Origin of the sequence: Chromobacterium paludis (genome assembly GCF_008275125.1) — a bacterium.
Taxonomy (GTDB): Bacteria; Pseudomonadota; Gammaproteobacteria; order Burkholderiales; family Chromobacteriaceae; genus Chromobacterium; species Chromobacterium paludis.
Map to the genome: position 1 here is coordinate 1,609,305 of NZ_CP043473.1, position 18,861 is coordinate 1,628,165.

Consider the following 18,861-nt stretch of genomic DNA (forward strand, 5'->3'; position numbering starts at 1 on the left):
ACACACTTCTTATTTACTTTTTATGCTTCGCTAAATAAGCTGTAACAAAAGGGGTTCAGTATTACTCAGGCATAAATTCGACACCAAAAGAGGAGCCAGCATCATGACGAAAAGGATTGCGCTAGTTACCGGTGGGATGGGCGGCATCGGCACCGCCATTTGCAAGACGCTGGCCGAAGCCGGCCATATCGTAGCGACCACCTACAGCAAACCGGGCCGCGAACAAGCCTGGCTGGCAGACATGAAGGGACTGGGCTTCCATGACATCCACTGCTACCAGTGCGATGTCACCGACTTTGCCGCCTGCCAGGAAATGGCCGCGCGCATCGCCAAGGACCTGGGCCCGGTCTCCATCCTGGTCAACAACGCCGGCATCACCCGCGACGCCAGCTTCAAGAAGCAGACCAAGGACGACTGGGATGCGGTAATCCGCACCAATCTGGACTCGGTCTTCAATATGACCAAGCCCGTGCTGGATGCCATGCTGGAAGCGGGCTTCGGCCGCATCGTCAACATCTCGTCCATCAATGGCCAGAAAGGCCAGTTTGGCCAGACCAACTACTCCGCCGCCAAGGCCGGCATGCATGGCTTCACCATGGCGCTGGCACAGGAAGTGGCCAAAAAGGGCGTGACGGTGAACACCATCTCTCCGGGTTACATCGCCACGGAAATGGTGATGGCGGTGCCGGAAGACGTGCGCAGCAAGATCATCGCCCAGATTCCGGTCGGCCGCCTCGGCAAGCCGGAAGAAATCGCGGCGCTGGTGGGCTTCCTCAGCTCGGAACACGCAGGCTTCATCACCGGCAGCAATATCGCCATGAACGGCGGCCAGCACATGATGTAAGCGCCAGGCCCCATCGACGCGCCGCCCAAATGGGCGGCGTTTTCTATTTCCGCCCGCCTTGGTGTATGCTGACCGGCCTCGAATCCAACCGCAGGCCCCGCCATGGCAGAAAACCTGATTATCGAAGGCGACAGCAAGGAAGCGAAATACCAGACCCTGCTGCCGCAAGCCCACGCTCTGATCGCCGGCGAAACCGACGTCGTCGCCGCGCTGGCCAACCTCTCATCGGCGCTGGCCATGACTTTCGATTGGTTATGGACCGGCTTCTACCTGGTCAAGGGCGAGCAATTGGTGCTGGGCCCCTTCCAAGGGCCCATCGCCTGCACCCGCATTCCTCATGGCCGCGGCGTGTGCGGCAGCGCCTGGGCGCAAAACCGGACACTGCTAGTGGAGGACGTGGACGCCTTCCCCGGCCATATCGCCTGCTCTTCCAGCGCCCGCTCCGAAGTGGTGGTGCCGGTGCGCAACGCCGCCGGCGTGGTGGTAGCCGTGCTGGACATCGACTCTGCGCAACCGGCCAGCTTCGACCAGACCGACGCCGACTACCTGGAACGCATCATCGCCCCGCTGGGCGCGCTATTCCCCGCCTGACAGCGCACTAATCTCCAAAGCAAACAGCCCTGCGGCGCACGCCGTCAGGGCTGTCAAACCAGGCCAAGCGCGCCGCCCCGCCAAGGCGGGGCGCGCTCAATGCGCCGTCAACTCGATCAGATGTTTTCCACCTTGGCCATCTTGCGGCGCTCATGCTCTTGCAGGTAGCGCTTGCGGATGCGAATGGACTTCGGCGTGATTTCCACCAGTTCGTCATCGTCGATGAACTCCACGGCCGATTCCAGCGTCAGCTTGATCGGCGTGGTCAGGCGAACGGCTTCGTCGGTGCCGGAGGCGCGGACGTTGGTCAGCTGCTTGCCCTTGACCGGGTTCACCACCAAGTCGTTGTCGCGGCTGTGGATGCCGATGATCATGCCTTCGTACAGCTTGTCGCCCGGGGATACGAACATGCGGCCGCGGTCTTCCAGCTTCCACAGCGCGTAGGCCACGGCTTCGCCGTTCTCTTGCGAGATCAGCACGCCGTTGTGGCGGCCCGGCAGGTCCGGCTTCACCGGCGCGTAGTCGTCGAACACGTGGCTCATCAGGCCGGTGCCGCGGGTCATGGTCATGAAGTCGGACTGGAAGCCGATCAGGCCGCGAGCCGGAATGTGGTATTCCAGGCGGGTGCGGCCCATGCCGTCAGATTCCATATTGGTCAGCTCGCCGCGGCGGCGGCCGATTTCTTCCATCACGCCGCCCTGGTGGTCGTCTTCCAGGTCGATGGTCAGGTTTTCGTACGGCTCGCACTTCTGGCCGTTGATTTCCTTGAACACGACGCGCGGCTTGGCCACGGCCATTTCAAAGCCTTCGCGGCGCATGCTTTCCAGCAAGATGGTCAGGTGCAGTTCGCCACGGCCCGAAACGCGGAACACGTCGGCGTCGCCGGTGTCTTCCACACGCAGCGCCACATTGGTCAGCAGTTCCTTGTTCAGGCGGTCGCGGATCTGGCGGCTGGTGACGAACTTGCCCTCGGTGCCGGCCAGCGGCGAGGTGTTCACCATGAAGTCCATGGTCAGCGTGGGCTCGTCCACCGACAGAACCGGCAGGCCTACCGGCTGCTCCTTGTCGCAGATGGTCACGCCGATGCCGATATCTTCGATGCCGGAAATGATCACGATGTCGCCGGCTTCCGCCTCCGGCACTTCCACGCGCTCCAGGCCCTTGAAGCCGAGCACTTGGTTGATGCGGCCGGTGGCCACTTGCTCTTCATGGTTCATCACCACCACTTGCTGGCCGGACTTGATGCGGCCGTTCAGGATGCGGCCCAGGCCCAGGCGGCCGGTGTAGGTGGAGTAGTCCAGAGCGGAGATCTGCAGCTGCAGCGGGGCCGCCGAATCGCCAGCCGGAGTCGGCACGTGCTTCAGCACGGTCTCGAACAGCGGGCGCATGTCGTTGGACTCTTCTTCCAGCTCATGCTTGGCGAAGCCGGACAGGCCCGATGCGTAGATGATGGGGAAGTCCAGTTGCTCGTCGGTGGCGCCCAGCTTGTCGAACAGGTCGAAAGTCTGGTCCACCACCCAGTCCGGACGCGAGCCCGGACGGTCGATCTTGTTGATCACGACGATGGGACGCAGACCCAAAGCCAGCGCCTTCTTGGTCACGAAGCGCGTTTGCGGCATCGGACCTTCCACCGCGTCGACCAGCAGCACCACGCCGTCCACCATGCCCAGCACGCGCTCCACCTCGCCGCCAAAGTCGGCGTGGCCCGGAGTGTCTACGATGTTGATGTGTACGCCTTCGTAGTTGATGGCAGTGTTCTTGGCCAGAATGGTAATGCCACGCTCTTTTTCAAGATCGTTGCTGTCCATTACGCGCTCGTCCACTTGCTGGTTTTCGCGGAAGGTGCCGCTTTGTTTCAGCAGTTGGTCAACCAGGGTGGTCTTGCCATGGTCTACGTGAGCGATGATGGCGATGTTGCGGATTTGTCGGGTCATGTTTAGCGCTTCGGCTGGAATTCGAAAACAGAAAAATCGAAAGATTATAGCACACCAGGCCAGCATCAAGAAAATTTCGGTGAACACAGATGGTAGTTCTATCGTTTCGCCAACCATCAAGCCTCGTCTCGTCGCCGCCCGCGTTTGGCGCTACACTGCGGACCATCCGGCAACACCAAGGACATCGAATTTATGTACGACTGGAATGCGCTTTGGCATGAGCGCGAAGCCTACCGCACCGGCTTCGACATCCACCACGACGACGCCAACGAGCTGGCCGACGCCTTGCAAGCCAAGCTGATCCACCCCGCCGGCCGCCCCGGCGACGTGGCCGTTTACGAAAACGAAGACCGCTACATCCTGGCCGGCCACGACAACGGCCTGCAATTGCTGGACGTGATGAAGCACGGCTTGTTCGACGTCACGCTGCGCTTCGTGACCGAAGACGAGCAGCAAGACGCGACGCCGCCCTATGTCGAAATCCACGTCGACAATCTGGCCACCGAGGAGCAAGCCGTCTGGCGCGGCGAAGTCCGCCTGGACGACGAAGGCCGCGTCTGGGTGGGCAAACGCACCCTGGACGAAGGCGTGCTGCCGGCCATGCCTTTCGACGAGCTATCCTTCACCGACAGCGCCGACTTCCGCGAGGAGCTGGCCCGCGTCTGGCATGAAGACCTGCCGCAGCTGCGGCCCTTGATCGAATCCTGGTTCCATCACGACGGCGACGCCATCCCGGACGAAGAAGCGGCGCACTACGGCGACCCCGACCGCGTGCAGCAGATTTGCGACCGCTACGCCGAAATCGTGCGCCGCGAACAGGCCATGCTGTCGCGCCTGTTCAGCGACGGCGAGCTGCACCTGATCGCCGCCGTCATCGCCGGCATCCAGTTTGACAGCGCCGCCTCCTGCCGCGGCCTGTGGCTGGCGGTGGAGGCGCGCATGATCGAGGACGAGCTTGACCAGCAGCATCAAGTGAACGGCGAGGCGCTGCTCGCCAAGCTGAAAAATCTGAGCTACGCGCAGGAAGTGGCGCTGATAGAAGCGCTGTCCCCGCTGCAATCTTGACTCCCCGATGGCGCGCATGGCGGTCGTTTCGGGTATCATGCACGCCGCTTGGAGCAATCGCACTAATATCGCAACGCGCCGCCAGCATGGCGGCGCGTCACTTTCAGGAAGAGCATCCCCATGACTGAAGCCACCGCCCTGCGCATGCTGCCGCAACACCAACTTTTCCGTCCCGGCGACGTATTCGTCCTGTTCGGCGAACTGTTCGGCCGCGGCTACGCCAACGGCCTGATCGCCGAAGCCAAGAAGGCCGGCATGCAAATCATCGGCATGACCGTGGGCCGCCGCGACGAAGACAACCGCCTGCGCCCGCTGAACGAAGAAGAGCTGGCCGCCGCCGAAGCCAATCTGGGCGGCAAGATCATCAACGTGCCGCTGATGGCCGGTTTCGACCAGGACGCGCCGAAAGGCGAAGCCACGCCCACCCAATTGCTGGGCGCGCTGACCCTGAAGACCTGGCAGGACGACAAGCTGGACTGGGCCCACATCGAAAAATGCCGCCAAGTCGGCGTCGCCCGCTTCCAGGCCAGCGTGGCTCAGGCCATGGCGCAGCTTGACGGCATGATAGAAGACGGCCGCAATGTGTTCTTCGCTCACACCATGGCCGGCGGCATCCCCAAGGCCAAGGTGTTCCTGGCCATCGCCAACCGCGTGTACAAGGGCCGCGGCGAGCGCTTCCTGTCCACCGAGGCCCTGCTGAACAGCGACCTGGGCAAGCTGATCCTGCAGAACTTCGACGAAGTCACCGCCAACACCTTCCAACACCTGATAGACGGCAGCGCCCAGCTGCGCCGGCGCCTGGAAACCGCCGGCGGCCAGGTTCGCTACACCGCCTACGGCTACCACGGCACGGAAATCCTGATCGACGGCGAATACCAGTGGCAGACCTACACCAACTACACCCAGGGCTACGCCAAGATGCGCCTGGAAAGCGTGGCCCGTGCCGCCTGGGAGCAAGGCGTCAAAGCCACGGTGTTCAACTGCCCGGAAATCCGCACCAACTCGTCCGACATCTTCGTCGGCGTGGAACTGCCCCTAATCGGCCTGCTGCGCGCGCTGAAACGCGAAGACGGCGGTGCCTGGGCAGATGAGCAATGGCAAGCCTGCGCCGACCTGCTGCAGGACGGCCACGCGCTGGAGGATGTGCTGAGCAAGCTGGACCAGCTCAATGACAGCGAAGTGATGCGCGGCTTCCGTAATTTCCAGGCGTGGCCGATGCCCAACAGCCCGGAGCTGGCCGATGTGATGATAGGCGCGTCCGACGCCATCACCGCCATGCACCGCGACGCCAAGGCGCTGATCACCGACCGCCTGAGCAGCCTGGTGATAGAAGCCAGCGGCGCGCTGATGTTCGGCGAAGCGGCCCAGCCCGCCGGTCCGGTGCTGTGGCTGAACCACGACATCATCGCCCGCCAGTTGAACCGCGCCCACGGCTAAACGCCTGCCGACTCAAGCCTCTCCGGCTTGAGTCGGAAACATCGTCAGCGCCACCTTGCCCAGGTTGCGGCTCTCCGCCATGTATTGGTGGGCATCCTGCACCTGGCCCCAGGGATAGCTGCTGTCCACCACCGCGCGCAGCCGGCCGTCCAGGATGGCCGGCAGGATGGTATCGCGCAGCGCCGCCGCCAGCCTGGCCTTCACCGTCAGCGGCTGCGGCCGCAAGGTGGAGCCGATCAGGCTGATCCGCTTCATCAGCAGCCGGCCGAAATCCAGCTCCGCCTTCAGTCCGCCCAGCAGCCCGATATTGACCAAGCGCCCGTCCGGATTCAGCGCCTGCAGGTTTTGCGCCAGATAGCCGCCCCCCACCGGGTCCAGCACCATGTCCGCGCCGCCCCAGCCCTTGATCAGCTCGCCGAAATTCGGCGTGTCGCGGTAGTTGAACACGCGGCTCGCGCCCAGCTCGCGGCAAAACGCCAGCTTTTCCTCGCTGCCGGCGCTGGCGATAGCTTGCGCGCCCAGCAATGCCGCCAGCTGAATCGCCGCCGCGCCCACGCCGCTGGCGCCGGCATGGATCAGCGCCGTTTCGCCCGCTTGCAGCCCGGCCTTCTCCACCAGATTGAACCAGGCCGTCATCCAGGCTTCCGGCAAGGTGGCCGCCTCGATCCAGGATAAGGCGTCCGGCTTGGCGATGGCCAGCGCCTCGTCCAGCTGAACATATTCGGCGTAGCCGCCGCCCTCCACCAGGCCGAACACCGCGTCGCCAGGCTGAAAAGCGGAGCCGTCGGCCGCCTCCTCCACCCAGCCCGCCACTTCCAGCCCCAGCAAAGGACTGGCGCCCGGTGGCGGCGGATACAGCCCCGCGCGCTGCATCAGATCGGCGCGGTTGACGCCGGCCGCCATCACCCGCACCAGCAGCTTGCCCGGCGCCAAGGCCGGCCGCGGCCATTCGCCGATCTCCATCGTTTCCACGCCGCCAGGCGCTTGTTGAACCACCGCCTGCATCATCATGTCCATATTTCTCTCCCATTTGATATCCGGCAAATGCGGCCAGTCCCGCCTGGCGCAAGAGGCCGCGGCGATTAGTCCGCTTTGACATGCCGCGCCATGAGCTAGATCAAGCAAGCCGCGCCGGCATTGATTACAATCCTCCGTCATGAGCGAGAACTGTTTCCATTGCGGTTTGCCGGTGCCGCCAGGTGCCCACTTTCCCATACGCTACCGCCAAAAAGAAGAAGCCGCCTGCTGCGCAGGCTGCCAGGCGGTGGCCGACACCATCATCCAGTCCGGCCTGGCCGACTACTATCAGCACCGCACCGAAGGCGCGGAGCAGGCCGCCGCGTTGCCGGATGCCGTGCTGGAGCAAATCAAGCTGTATGACTCGGAGGAGCTGCAGCAAAGCTTCGTCCATCGCGCCGAGGGGCAAACGCGAGAAGCCGCCCTGATGCTGGAGGGCATTACCTGCGCCGCCTGCATCTGGCTGAACGAGCAGCACCTGCGTCAATTGCCCGGCGTGTTGGCCGTGGACATCAATTACAGCACTCAACGCGCGCGCGTGAGCTGGGACAACAGCCGCATTCAGCTATCCGCCATTCTGCAAGCCGTCGCGGCCATCGGTTATCGCGCGCACCCCTATGACGCGGAACGCCAGGAGAAATTGCAGCAGAAGGAACGCAAGCAGGCGCTGACCCGGCTGTGGGTGGCCGGCCTGTCCATGATGCAGGTGATGATGTACGCGGTGCCCATCTATTTGGCGCCGGACGGCGACATCGCGCCGGACTTCCTGTGGCTGCTGCACTGGGCGGGCTTCATCCTGACCCTGCCCGTGCTGCTGTACTCGGCCCTGCCCTTTTATCGCAACACCTGGCGCGATCTCAAAACTGGCCGCGTCGGCATGGACACGCCCGTAGCCATAGGCGTGCTCACCGCCTTTGGCGCAAGCACCTGGGCGCTGATCCACAAGTACGAGCACGGCATCTATTTCGACTCGGTGTCCATGTTCGTCTTCCTGCTGCTGGGCGGCCGCTACCTGGAAGGCATCGCGCGGCGCAAGGCCGGCGCCGCCAGCGAAAGCCTGGTCAAACTGGTGCCCGCTTTTTGCCACCGCCTGGCCGGGTGGCCGGCCAGCCGCGACAGCCACGAGGCCACCGTCGCCAGCCTGCGCCCCGGCGACGTCCTCTTGATCAAACCCGGGGAAACCATTCCAGCCGACGGCACCGTGCTGAATGGGCTGAGCGCCAGCAATGAATCGCTGCTGACGGGCGAGAGCCGTCCGGTGCCCAAACAGGCCGGCGACCGCCTGATCGCCGGCAGCGTCAATGCCGCCAGCCCGCTGGTGATGCGCGTGGAACAGGTGGGGCAAAGCACCCGGCTGGCCGGCATCGTGCGCCTGCTGGATCAGGCCCTGTCGGAGAAACCCAAACTGGCGGTGCTGGCCGACCGCTTCGCCAGCTGGTTCGTCGCCTTGCTGCTGCTGGCGGCGGCGGCCAGCTATATCGGCTGGCACTTTATCGATCCGGACCGCGCGCTGTGGATCATGGTGGCGGTGCTGGTGATCTCCTGCCCCTGCGCGCTGTCGCTGGCCACGCCGGCCGCGCTGACCGCCGCCAGCGGCAATCTGGCCGCGCAAGGCGTGCTGACCACCCGCGGACATGCGCTGGAAACGTTGGCCCGCGTCAGCGACGTGGTGTTCGATAAAACCGGCACGCTCACTCATGGCCTGATGCGGCTGCGCGAGGCGAAGGGCCCGCTGCCGCGCGAGCGGGCGCTGGCCGTGGCCGCCGCGCTGGAGCAGGCATCGGAGCATCCTCTGGCCCGCGCCCTGATCGAGGCGGCGCATGGACTGGCGCTGCCGGCTGTCCAATCGACGGTCAACCACCCGGGCCACGGCGTCAGCGGGCTAGTGGACGGCCGCGAATGGCGACTGGGCTCCACCCCCTTCCTCGCCGCCTGGCTGGGACGCGAGATCGGCGAAGAGGCGGACTGGCACCCGGATTGCAGCCAGGTGTTGCTGGCCAATCACGAAGGCGTGCAGGCGCGCTTCGCCATCGGCGACGCCTGCCGCGACGATGCGGCCGCCTTGCTGGACCAGCTGCGCGCGCGCGGCCTGGCCGTGCATCTGCTCAGCGGCGACGGCGAACAGGCTGTTTCCAGCCTGGCAGGCGAGCTAGGCATAGCCAACTGGCGCGCCCGCGCCACGCCGGAGGACAAGCTGGCCTTCGTCTCCCGCCTGCAGGCCCAAGGCAAGCGCGTGCTGATGGTGGGCGACGGCGTCAACGACGCGCCGGTGCTGGCGCGCGCGGACGTGTCCATGGCCATGGGCGGCGGCACCGACGTGGCCCGCGCCAGCGGCGACATGGTGTTGATCGCGGACCAACTAACGCTGATTCCTCGCGCCGTGACGATGGGACGGCGCACGCTGGCGGTAATTCGGCAGAATCTGCTATGGGCGGCCGGGTATAATGTGGTGGCGCTGCCGCTGGCCATCACCGGCCACGTCACGCCATGGCTGGCCAGCCTGGGCATGGCGCTCAGTTCGCTCTTGGTGGTCGGCAACGCCCTGCGTCTCACCCAAAGGAAGCCCTGATGGAAAGCTTGTACCTGCTCATACCGCTCAGCCTGGTGCTGGCCTTCCTCATCGGCGCCATCTTTTGGTGGGCGACGCGTTCCGGCCAGTTCGACGATATGGAGGGCCCGGCTCACCGCATCCTGATGGACGACGACAGGCCGCGCCGCGACGAGGAATGACATCAAACTACCCATGCGGGTAAATTGCCCCTTGCCGGCCGCTGCCCTTCCGAGTGGGCGGCTTTTTGCTGTAGAATGCCGCGCCTTTAAGCATTAGCAAATCATTATCTGCTAGTTTCAAAGGCACTTCCGTGAATACCATCCAAGCTCTGGCCGGCATGCTGCTGCTCGTCGGCACGGCCTTCCTCTTCTCCAGCAACCGCCGCGCCATCCACTGGCGCACCGCGCTGATCGGCCTGACCATCCCCAGCGCCCTGTTTCTGCTCATCAATTATGTGCCGGCCCTGCATGGCGCGTTTTCCGCTTTTGGCGCCGGCTTCGCCAAGGTGCTGAGTTTTTCCGGCGACGGCGCGGGCTTCATCTTTGGCGATCTGGCCCACCCAGGCGGCAAGCTCGGCTTTCTGTTCGCCTTCACCGTGCTGCCGGTGATCATCTTCTTCTCCGCCTTCAGCGCGCTGCTGTATCACTTCGGCATCCTGCAAAAAGTGGTCAACGCGCTGGCCTGGTTGATGCAGCGCAGCCTGCGCCTGTCCGGCCCGGAAAGCGTGGTGACCGCCGCCAACATCTTCCTGGGCCAGACCGAGGCACCCTTGCTGGCTCGGCCCTATATCCAGCACATGACGCGCTCCGAGCTGGCCTGCTTGATGGTCGCCGGCATGTCCACGCTGTCCGGCGGCGTGATGGCGGCCTACGTCGCCTTCCTGGGCGGAAGCGACCCGGCCGAACAGGCGCGTTTCGCCACCTACCTGCTGACCGCCTCCTGCATGAACGCGGCCGGCGCGGCCACCTTCTGCAAGATCATGTTCCCGGAAACCAGACCGGCCGATATCTCCAGCAACAAGCTGCAGGCGGCCGAGGAAAAAACCGGCGGCAACTTCGTCAGCGCCGTCGTGTCCGGCGCGCTGGACGGCATGAAGATGGCCGCCGCCGTGGCCACCATCCTGCTGGCCATCGTGTCGCTGATCGCACTGGCCAATTACGCGATGAAAGACGGCCTGGGCGAACTCTTGGGGGTGAACGGCGCCATCCGCGCCGCCACCGGCGGCATGTTCGACGGCCTGACGCTGCAATATCTGGCCGGCCAGCTGTTCCGCATGCTTGCCTTCCTGATGGGCATCAGCTGGAACGAGACTCTGGGCGTGGGCAGCCTGCTGGGCCAGAAAATCGTGCTAAACGAATTCATCGCCTATCTAGACCTGGCCAAGATGAAGACCGCCGGCGCGCTGTCCGCGCCGACGGTCATGATTTCGACTTTCGCCCTGGCCAGCTTTTCCAACTTTTCATCCGTCGGCATCTGCGTGGCCGGCATCGGCGCGTTGGCGCCGTCGCGGCAGAACGAACTGGCGCAAATCGGCATGCGGGCGCTGCTGGCCTCGGTGTTGACCGGCTTCATGACCGCCTCCACCGCCGGCCTGTGGCTGTCGCTGCTTTGATCCTGCCGGCAAACTGACAATCAGGCGGGAATCCGTTAGCATGCGGTTCCCGCCCTTTTCATGAACGGCTCCATGAAATCCGAATTCTCCTTCTTCGCCACCCGGCGCTTTCTGCCGCTGTTCGGCACCCAGTTTCTGGGCGCCTTCAACGACAATATGCTGAAAACCGCCATCGTGGTGCTGATCAGTTTCCACGGGCTCAGCACGGCCGGCCTGCCGCCACAGCAGCTGGTCAACCTGGCCGCCGGTATTTTCATCCTGCCGTTTTTCCTGTTTTCCGCCAGCGCCGGCAAATTGTCCGAGCGCTACGACAAGGCGCGCATCGCCCGGCTGATCAAGCTGGCCGAAATCGCCATCATGCTGCTGGCCGGCGCCGGCTTCCTGATGAAGTCCGCCGCCATCCTGCTGGTCGCGCTCTTCCTGATGGGCACTCACTCATCCTTCTTCGGGCCGCTCAAGTACTCGGTGCTGCCGCAGTATCTGAAGGAACATGAGCTGGTGGGCGGCACCGGCCTGATCGAGATGGGCACCTTCCTCGCCATCCTGATCGGCCAGCTGCTGGGCAGCGTGCTGACCCACAGCGGCGCGCTGTGGATCATCGCCGCCTTGCTGGGCACCGCCGTGCTAGGCCTGTTCAGCAGCGCGAAAATGCCGTCCGTGCCGGCCGGCGCGCCGCATCTGAAGCTGTCCTGGAATTTCATCGGCGACTCCTTCCAGCTGGTGCGCCAGGCCTGGCAGATCCACGACGTGCGCTGCGCCATCCTCGGCATCTCGTGGTTCTGGCTGATGGGCGCCATTTACACCACCCAGCTGCCCACCTTCACCCGCCTGCATCTGGGTGGCGACGCCGATGTCTACACCCTGTTGCTGGCCCTGTTCTCCATCGGCATCGGCATCGGCTCCATGGCATGCGCCAAACTGTCTCACGGCCAGCTGCAGCTGGGCATCGTGCTCTTGGGCAGCGCCGGCATGACCGTGTTTGGCGGCGATCTGGCCTTGGGCGCGCTGCCGCACTATTACGGCAAGCTGGCCACGCTGACGGAATACCTGGCCCGTCCGGGCAGCTGGCGCAGCATCGTCGACGTGGCGCTATTGGGATTCTTCGGCGGCTTCTTCACCGTGCCGCTGTACACCTGGCTGCAGACCGGCAGCCCGGACGCGTTCCGCTCCCAGGCCGTCGCCGCCAACAACATCATCAACGGCTTCTACATGGTGGCGGCGGCAATAGGCAGCGCGCTGATGCTGAAGTGGTATGACAGCATCTCCATGCTGCTTCTGGCGGCGGCCTTGCTCAATGTGCTGGCCACGGCCCACCTGGCTTGGTGCGCGCCGGTGATCTGGCGCCAGCGCTTCAGCTGGATACGGCCTTTGCTTGGCCGTTCCTGAAAAACGGCTGCGGGGCTGAGCCCCCGCAGCTTGCTTCCCGCGCCCTACTTGCCCGCCACGCCATTCGTCACCGGCCGCCCGGCCGGTTTCTCCATGGCCTTGACGCCCTCCGCGCTCGGCAGCGAAACGAAAAAGCAAATGCCGCCCCCAGCGCGATTTTCCGCGTAAATGCTGCCGCCATGCGCAAGGGCGATTTGCCGGCAGATGGCCAGGCCCAGACCCGTGCCGCCAGCGCCGTTGGCGGTGGCGCTGCTCTGCACGAACTTGTCGAAAATGCTCTCCAACTCAGGCTCCGGCACCCCCGGCCCCTGATCCGCCACGCCCAGCGTCAGCACAGAGCCAAAATGCTGCAGGGCGATCTCTATGCAGCCGCCGCGCGGTGAAAACTTGATCGCATTGGACAAGAGATTGGCCAGCACTTGCTGCATGCGCGTCCTGTCCACCCACGCCGTGCGCGACCGCTGCGGCAAGACCAGGCTCAGCCGGATGTCCGCCTCCTGCAGCCTGGCCTCCTCACCTCGCGCCATCTCCGTGACCAGCGCCGCCAAGTCCACATCCTCGCGCTTCAACACCAGCCGTCCGGACTCCAGCTTGGCCAAATCGAGCAAATCATTCAGCAATACCAGCAGACGCTCGCCGCTGGCGTGAATATTGTCGAAATAGCGTTTCAGCCTGGCGGCGGGCGCGGTCAACGCCTTGTCGCCCCCGATCTCGGCGAAGCTCAATATGCCGTGCAAAGGCGTGCGCAGCTCATGCGACATATTGGCCAGGAATTCCGACTTGGACTGATTGGCGCGCTCCGCGTCCTCCTTGGCCTGCAGCAGGGCTGCCGTGCGCAGCGCCACCAGTTCCTGCAAATGGCTGCGATGCTCATGCAGTTCCAGCTCGGCCAGCTTGCGTTCGCTGATGTCTCGCCCCACGCCGCGGTAGCCCAGCAGCCTGCCGTCCGCGGCAAACTGCGGACAGGCGCTGATGGCCACCCAATACAACTGTCCATTGCGCCGGCGATAGCACAGCTCGCAGTCTTTCACCGCCATGCGCTGCTCCATCCACAGGGTCAGCAGGCGCTGCTGTTCCGGATTGGCCCTCACCGGCATCCACTCCGTCCAGTGGCGACCCAGCAGCTGCGCGCGCGGCATGCCCACCAGGTCGCAGAACTGCGCCGAGCAATAGCTCAGCCGCCCCTGCCCGTCCAGCTCCCACAGCCAATCCGAAGCGATGCTGGCGAACATGCGGAAGCGCTCCTCGCTCTGCTGCAAGGCCCGGGTCGATTTCTGCGCCAAGCGCTCGGCCAGCGCTCTTCGCCTCACCAGCAAATTCAAATAAAAGCCCAGCAGCACGGTCAGGAGCAGCAAGGCGGCGCCGCCGGCCAGCCACACGGCGGACATGTCAGCCTGCGGCCAAAGAAAAGCCCCATGCCGCATAAGCGTCGGCACGGGGCGGGTACAGGGTGGAAAACCTGGCCAGGTCAGCCATGAACACTTCCTTCGCTCTGATAGCATATGAAATATTCATAGCGCGGCCATGCCGCTTTGCGCAAGCTCGGCCTCAGGCCAGCCGGGCCAAGGCGTCACGCAGCGCCGTGCGCAGCCCCTCCTCGATCACCGGGTGATAGAACGGCATGTCCAGCATCTGCGATACGGTCAAGTGCTGTTGATGGCTCCAGGCCAGCAGATGCGCCAGGTTCTCCGCGCGCGGACCTATCATCTCCGCGCCAAGGAAACGCCCGGTCTCCTTGTCCGCATAAACATGCAGCAGGCCCTTGTTGACGCCCATCACGCGGCTGCGGCCCTGATCCTCAAAGCTCACTTCACCGACCACGAAGCTGTCTTGCGGCAGATCGGCGAAGCGGCGGCCCACCATCATCATCTGCGGGTCTGAGAACACCACGGCGATGGGCGAGCGGCGCAGACCCGGCGCCACGTCCGGATAGCGCGCGGCGTTGACGCCCGCCGTCTTGCCCTCGTCCGCCGCCTCGTGCAGCAGCGGCAGGATGTTGTTGGCGTCGCCCGCGATGAACACCGGCGCGCCCACGCACAGCAAGGTCTCGGGATCAAACAGCGGCGCGCCCCGGGCATCCAGCCGCACGCTGGTATTTTCCAGCCCCAGTCCGCGCACATTGGGCGTGCGGCCGGTGGCGGCCAGCACATAATCGAAACGCTCTTCGACTTCCTCGCCGTCCAGGCGCACATAACGGATGCGGGCGGCATCGCCGTCATTGGCCATCTCCAGCACCTTGGCGCTGGGGTCGAGATAAAACTGTTCCGACAGCGCCTGGCGGGCGTAATCGCGCACCTCCGGATCGGACAAGGGACCGACGCCGCCGCCCACGCCGAACACGCGCACCCGCACGCCCAGCCGGGACAAGGCCTGGCCCAGCTCCAGGCCGATCACGCCGGGGCCGAACACCGCCACGCTTTGCGGCAGATCTTCCCAATCGAAAACATTGTCATTGACGATCAGCCTATCCCCCAAAGCCTGGAACGGCGCCGGGATGGCCGGCGACGAGCCAGTGGCGATCACCACCCGCTTGGCCTGGACCAGGGTGTGATCGTCCACTTGCAGCGTGGTGTTGTCGACGAAACGGGCGTAGCCGCGCAGCTTGTCCTCGACTGGAATGCCGTCCACGCCGCGCACCACGAAGCCGACGAAGCGGTCGCGCTCGCCGCGCACCCGGGCCATCACTTCGCGGCCGTCGATGCGGATCTCGCCATCGACATGCACGCCGAACAGGTCCGTGTGGCGGGCGTGATGGGCGGCCTCGGCGGCGGCGATCAACAGCTTGGACGGCATGCAGCCGACGCGGGCGCAGGTGGTGCCGTAGGGGCCGCCTTCTATGACCAGCGCGGAGGCGCCTTCGGCCTTGGCGGCGCGGTAGGCGGCCAGGCCGGCAGTGCCGGCGCCGATGACGGCGACGTCGATATGGATGGTTTTCATGCTCTGTATCCTCTTATTTGGCGGGGATGCGGCGCGACACGCATGCGGGCATGCCGTCCCGCATCCCGGCAAAAAAATGGCCGGCAGGAGTACCGGCCCAAGAATGCCGGCGGCGTCAGGGCCCGAAGCCGCCGGCAACGAACGTCAGTTCAACCTTACTTGGCGAAGCGCTTTTCCACTTCGTCGGCGGAGCCGATCAGTTGGCCGTTGATGAACACCTGCGGGGCGGTCATCGCGCCGGACACGGCGCCCAGCACCTTGCCGCGGATCTTGTTGTCCAGCGGCACTTCGACGAAGTCGTAGCCGTTTTCGCTCAACACCGCCTTGGCGCGGGCGCAGTGCGGGCAACCCACCTTGGTGAAGACCACGACTTGGTCGGGCTTCTTGGCGGCCGGGTTGATGTAGTTCAGCAGGGTGTCGGCGTCGGACACCTTGAACGGATCGCCCGGTTCCTGCGGCTCAATGAACATCTTGTCCACCACGCCGTTTTTCACCAGCATGGAGTAGCGCCAGCTGCGCTTGCCGAAACCCAGGTCGGCCTTGTCCACCAGCATGCCCATGCCTTCGGTGAATTCGCCGTTGCCGTCCGGGATCATCACCAGATTGCCGGCTTCCTGATCCTTGGCCCATTCATTCATCACGAAGGTGTCGTTGACCGACACGCACAGAATGGCGTCCACGCCGTTGGCGAAGAAGGCTGGCGCCAATTCGTTGAAGCGCGGCAGGTGGGTGGACGAGCAGGTGGGGGTGAACGCGCCCGGCAGCGAGAACACGGCGATGGTCTTGCCATCGAACAGTTCAGCGGTGGTGACGTTTTTCCACTCATTGTTTTCGCGAATGCGGAAAGTGACGTTCGGTACGCGTTGGCCTTCACGATTTTGCAGCATGGCTATCTCCTTAGCGGGTGATGCGGTTGTTAACTATCAATGCGTGCATTCTGATAGCCATGGCAAATTTAGTCTAATTGATTGTCACAAGAGTTTTGATTGTCTTTTTTAATGGGAGGACTCCGTGGCTGGGCAGTGCCTGGGGCCGACGCTAAAATGACGACATTCGCCACGCCCCGTTTCCACCTGTCATGCATATCCTGGGTCTGCACCACGTCGCCATCATCGCCTCCGACTACGAGAGGTCGAAGGCCTTTTATCAGCGCGTGCTGGGCCTGCCGATCCTGGCCGAGAACTGGCGCGCGGAAAGACAGTCATGGAAACTGGACCTGGCCCTGCCTGGCGGCGGGCAACTGGAGCTATTCAGCTTTCCAGCCGCGCCAGCCAGGCCCAGCCGGCCCGAAGCCTGCGGGCTGCGCCATCTGGCATTGGCGTGCGCCGACGCGGAAGACGCGCGCCGCAGCTTGCAAGCGCAAGACATCGCCTGTGAGCCCATACGCGTGGACGAGTACACCGGCGCCCGGTTTTTCTTTTGCGCCGATCCCGATGGCCTGCCGATAGAGTTTTACCAGACAGCTTGAATTTCGCATCCCGCGCCCGCCGCCGACTGCGGCGCGGGATGCCATATTGAATCATCGACACCACCGCGCCAGGGCAGACTGCCCGCGCGACATGCAGATCAAACGGAACCGATATGAAAGCCCCGACCACCTCACTGCGCCTGAGCTGCCTGACGATACTGGCCGCTGCCGCCCTGCCCGCCTGGGCCGGCCCGGATGACACGCTGGTCGCCGCGCGCGAGGCCTTCCGAGCCAACGACCTGGCCAAGCTCGCCAGGCTGGGGGACAGCCTGCCCACCAATTATCCCCTGAAAGACTATCCAGCCTATTGGCTGACCTGGAAGGCGCTGGAAAAAAACGACGACACTCAGGTCAAGCGTTTCCTGTCCCAGGTGCCGGAAGGCCTGATGCCGGAACGCATACGCAATGAGTGGCTCAAGAAACTGGGCCAGCGTGAAGACTGGTCCACCTTTACCGAGGAATGGAAAAAGCTGCCGGAAGAGGGGCGCGACGAAGAGTCCACCTGCTATGGACAGCTACTGCAACTGCGCAATGGCCAAAAGCCGGACAATCTGGACCGCTTCCTGGACAGCAAGCCTGCCCCGGATGGCTGCACCCGCCTGATAGAGGGCGCGTACGCGCGCAGCCTGCTCGATCAGGACTGGCTGTGGCGCCGCGTGCGCCTGCTGCTGGCCGGCAACTTCCTCACCCAGGCCCGGCAACTCGCCGCCGACACCCAGCTGCCCTTGGACAACGCCGCCTTGAACAAGCCGTCCAGCGCCACGCCGGACACGCCGGGCGGGCAAGAAGCCATGCTGTATGAAGTGGAGCGCAAGGCTAAGGGCGACCTGGAGGGCGCCGCCACCCTGCTGGCGCAAATGGCGCCGCAGCTCAGCCCGGACCGGGCCGGTTTCGGCTGGGGCCAGCTCGCGCTGCTCTCCGCCCGCAAGCAGCAATCCGGGCTGGCGCTGCAATGGTTTGAAAAGGCCGACCCGCGTCAACTGACTGCGGATCAGTGGGAGTGGTGGGCGCGTTCCGCCCTGAGGCTGGAGCAATGGTCACAGCTGCAAACCATCATCCGCCGCATGCCGACGGCCGTTGCCGCCAAGCCGGCCTGGCGCTACTGGCTGGCGCGCTCGCTGAAACAGCAAGGCAAGCCCGCCGAGGCCGCCCCGCTGTTCAGCCAGGCCAGCGCGGGCCACAGCTATTACGCGCTGCTGTCGCTGGAGGAGCTGGGCAACTCGCTCTCCGCCTCCGCCAATAAGACCGGCCCCAGCCAGACCGACATCGACAAGATGAAGACAGACCCGGCCGTGCGCCGCTCGCTGGCGCTGCTGAATGTCGCCGAAATCTTCACCAGGCCGGAATTCCGCACCGACGCGCAACGCGAATGGCGCTGGGCGATGCGCGGCCGCAGCGACATGGAGCTGCTGGCCGCGGCGGAGATCGCGCGCAAGGAAAACTTCTACGACATGGCGATTTACAGCGCCGAGCGCACCAAGGAAGAACATGACTTCTCGCTGCGCTACCTGACGCCCTATCGCGACGTCACCCAGAAGTACGCGCGCCAGCTGGACATCGACGATGCCTGGGTCTACGGCCTGATCCGCCAGGAAAGCCGCTTCATCACCATGGCCCGCTCCGGCGTCGGCGCTTCCGGCTTGATGCAGCTGATGCCGGCCACCGCCAAATGGGCGGCCAAGAAGATAGGTTTGACCCACTTCGCCGTCAACGACATCGAAACCAATGTGCAGATCGGCACCTGGTATCTGCGCTATGTGCTGGACAATCTGTCCGGCAATGCCGTGATGGCCACCGCGGCCTACAATGCCGGCCCCAGCCGCGCGCGCAACTGGCAGGCCGACCGGCCGCTGGACGGCACCATCTACGCGGAAACCATCCCGTTCAGCGAAACGCGCGACTACGTGCAAAAAGTCATGGCCAATGCGGCTTACTATTCCAGCACCTTCGGCCATGCCAATATCTCGCTGAAGAACCGCATGGGCATGATCCCGGCACGCTGAGCACACGGCACGGAAA

At 64.4% G+C, this 18,861-nt stretch carries 15 protein-coding genes; 10 read left to right on the forward strand and 5 right to left on the reverse strand.

All coding sequences use genetic code 11. The annotated features are described in order from the left end of the window. Positions 1-103: 103 nt before the first annotated feature. Together phbB and FYK34_RS07365 are read left to right on the forward strand one after the other, a co-directional pair. Positions 104-844, forward strand: a complete 741-nt coding sequence (phbB, locus tag FYK34_RS07360) for an acetoacetyl-CoA reductase (protein WP_149295756.1) — start codon at positions 104-106, stop codon at positions 842-844. A gap of 102 nt (positions 845-946) precedes the next feature. After that, positions 947-1,435, forward strand: a complete 489-nt coding sequence (locus tag FYK34_RS07365) for a GAF domain-containing protein (protein WP_149295757.1) — start codon at positions 947-949, stop codon at positions 1,433-1,435. 116 nt (positions 1,436-1,551) lie between these two features. Here the strand turns inward: FYK34_RS07365 and typA are convergent, their stop codons facing one another. After that, on the reverse strand, positions 1,552-3,369 hold the full coding sequence (gene typA, locus FYK34_RS07370; RefSeq protein ID WP_149295758.1) for a translational GTPase TypA: 1,818 nt from the start codon (positions 3,367-3,369) through the stop codon (positions 1,552-1,554). A 192-nt stretch (positions 3,370-3,561) separates the two neighbouring features. On the opposite strand from typA, the gene FYK34_RS07375 reads away from it, so the two are divergent. Further along, entirely contained in the window at positions 3,562-4,434 is an 873-nt protein-coding gene (locus FYK34_RS07375) for a hypothetical protein (protein ID WP_149295759.1), read from the forward strand. A 120-nt stretch (positions 4,435-4,554) separates the two neighbouring features. Beyond that, positions 4,555-5,871, forward strand: a complete 1,317-nt coding sequence (locus tag FYK34_RS07380; protein ID WP_149295760.1) for an enoyl ACP reductase FabMG family protein — start codon at positions 4,555-4,557, stop codon at positions 5,869-5,871. A 12-nt stretch (positions 5,872-5,883) separates the two neighbouring features. Here FYK34_RS07380 and FYK34_RS07385 read toward each other — a convergent pair whose 3' ends face one another. After that, entirely contained in the window at positions 5,884-6,888 is a 1,005-nt protein-coding gene (locus tag FYK34_RS07385) for an NAD(P)H-quinone oxidoreductase (protein ID WP_231137397.1), read from the reverse strand. A 139-nt stretch (positions 6,889-7,027) separates the two neighbouring features. On the opposite strand from FYK34_RS07385, the gene FYK34_RS07390 reads away from it, so the two are divergent. The 4 genes from FYK34_RS07390 to FYK34_RS07405 all read left to right on the forward strand — a co-directional run bounded on the left by FYK34_RS07390 (position 7,028) and on the right by FYK34_RS07405 (position 12,437). Next, entirely contained in the window at positions 7,028-9,457 is a 2,430-nt protein-coding gene (locus FYK34_RS07390) for a heavy metal translocating P-type ATPase (protein WP_149295761.1), read from the forward strand. Further along, positions 9,457-9,618, forward strand: a complete 162-nt coding sequence (gene ccoS, locus FYK34_RS07395) for a cbb3-type cytochrome oxidase assembly protein CcoS (RefSeq protein ID WP_149295762.1) — start codon at positions 9,457-9,459, stop codon at positions 9,616-9,618. The genes FYK34_RS07390 and ccoS overlap by 1 nt, the downstream gene beginning before the upstream one ends. Positions 9,619-9,749: 131 nt before the next feature. Further along, positions 9,750-11,051 carry a NupC/NupG family nucleoside CNT transporter gene (locus tag FYK34_RS07400; protein WP_149295763.1) on the forward strand — a complete coding sequence of 434 codons (1,302 nt, stop codon included), beginning with the start codon at positions 9,750-9,752 and terminating at the stop codon, positions 11,049-11,051. Between the two features lie 72 nt (positions 11,052-11,123). Continuing rightward, positions 11,124-12,437, forward strand: a complete 1,314-nt coding sequence (locus tag FYK34_RS07405; protein ID WP_149295764.1) for an MFS transporter — start codon at positions 11,124-11,126, stop codon at positions 12,435-12,437. A gap of 44 nt (positions 12,438-12,481) precedes the next feature. Here the strand turns inward: FYK34_RS07405 and FYK34_RS07410 are convergent, their stop codons facing one another. The 3 genes from FYK34_RS07410 to FYK34_RS07420 all read right to left on the reverse strand — a co-directional run bounded on the left by FYK34_RS07410 (position 12,482) and on the right by FYK34_RS07420 (position 16,261). After that, positions 12,482-13,825: a PAS domain-containing sensor histidine kinase gene (locus FYK34_RS07410; protein WP_168209674.1), complete on the reverse strand. Its 1,344-nt coding sequence runs from the start codon at positions 13,823-13,825 to the stop codon at positions 12,482-12,484. A gap of 160 nt (positions 13,826-13,985) precedes the next feature. Further along, on the reverse strand, positions 13,986-15,374 hold the full coding sequence (locus FYK34_RS07415; RefSeq protein ID WP_149295766.1) for a dihydrolipoyl dehydrogenase: 1,389 nt from the start codon (positions 15,372-15,374) through the stop codon (positions 13,986-13,988). A 155-nt stretch (positions 15,375-15,529) separates the two neighbouring features. Next, entirely contained in the window at positions 15,530-16,261 is a 732-nt protein-coding gene (locus FYK34_RS07420) for a glutathione peroxidase (RefSeq protein WP_149295767.1), read from the reverse strand. 191 nt (positions 16,262-16,452) lie between these two features. Here FYK34_RS07420 and gloA2 point away from each other — a divergent pair, with 191 nt between their 5' ends. Both gloA2 and FYK34_RS07430 read left to right on the forward strand, forming a co-directional pair. Further along, a complete protein-coding gene (gene gloA2, locus FYK34_RS07425) occupies positions 16,453-16,842 on the forward strand; it encodes an SMU1112c/YaeR family gloxylase I-like metalloprotein (RefSeq protein ID WP_149295768.1) in 390 nt (129 codons plus the stop codon). A gap of 113 nt (positions 16,843-16,955) precedes the next feature. Then, a complete protein-coding gene (locus FYK34_RS07430) occupies positions 16,956-18,845 on the forward strand; it encodes a lytic transglycosylase domain-containing protein (RefSeq protein WP_149295769.1) in 1,890 nt (629 codons plus the stop codon). Positions 18,846-18,861 lie beyond the last annotated feature (16 nt).

What these genes read in the sequence shown, in the direction of transcription:
- phbB (WP_149295756.1), top strand. Translation starts at nt 104, where the DNA reads ATGACGAAAAGGATTGCGCTAGTTACCGGTGGGATGGGCGGCATCGGC.
- FYK34_RS07365 (WP_149295757.1), top strand. Translation starts at nt 947, where the DNA reads ATGGCAGAAAACCTGATTATCGAAGGCGACAGCAAGGAAGCGAAATAC.
- typA (WP_149295758.1), bottom strand. Translation starts at nt 3,369, where the DNA reads ATGACCCGACAAATCCGCAACATCGCCATCATCGCTCACGTAGACCAT.
- FYK34_RS07375 (WP_149295759.1), top strand. Translation starts at nt 3,562, where the DNA reads ATGTACGACTGGAATGCGCTTTGGCATGAGCGCGAAGCCTACCGCACC.
- FYK34_RS07380 (WP_149295760.1), top strand. Translation starts at nt 4,555, where the DNA reads ATGACTGAAGCCACCGCCCTGCGCATGCTGCCGCAACACCAACTTTTC.
- FYK34_RS07385 (WP_231137397.1), bottom strand. Translation starts at nt 6,888, where the DNA reads ATGGACATGATGATGCAGGCGGTGGTTCAACAAGCGCCTGGCGGCGTG.
- FYK34_RS07390 (WP_149295761.1), top strand. Translation starts at nt 7,028, where the DNA reads ATGAGCGAGAACTGTTTCCATTGCGGTTTGCCGGTGCCGCCAGGTGCC.
- ccoS (WP_149295762.1), top strand. Translation starts at nt 9,457, where the DNA reads ATGGAAAGCTTGTACCTGCTCATACCGCTCAGCCTGGTGCTGGCCTTC.
- FYK34_RS07405 (WP_149295764.1), top strand. Translation starts at nt 11,124, where the DNA reads ATGAAATCCGAATTCTCCTTCTTCGCCACCCGGCGCTTTCTGCCGCTG.
- FYK34_RS07410 (WP_168209674.1), bottom strand. Translation starts at nt 13,825, where the DNA reads ATGTCCGCCGTGTGGCTGGCCGGCGGCGCCGCCTTGCTGCTCCTGACC.
- FYK34_RS07415 (WP_149295766.1), bottom strand. Translation starts at nt 15,374, where the DNA reads ATGAAAACCATCCATATCGACGTCGCCGTCATCGGCGCCGGCACTGCC.
- FYK34_RS07420 (WP_149295767.1), bottom strand. Translation starts at nt 16,261, where the DNA reads ATGCTGCAAAATCGTGAAGGCCAACGCGTACCGAACGTCACTTTCCGC.
- gloA2 (WP_149295768.1), top strand. Translation starts at nt 16,453, where the DNA reads ATGCATATCCTGGGTCTGCACCACGTCGCCATCATCGCCTCCGACTAC.
- FYK34_RS07430 (WP_149295769.1), top strand. Translation starts at nt 16,956, where the DNA reads ATGAAAGCCCCGACCACCTCACTGCGCCTGAGCTGCCTGACGATACTG.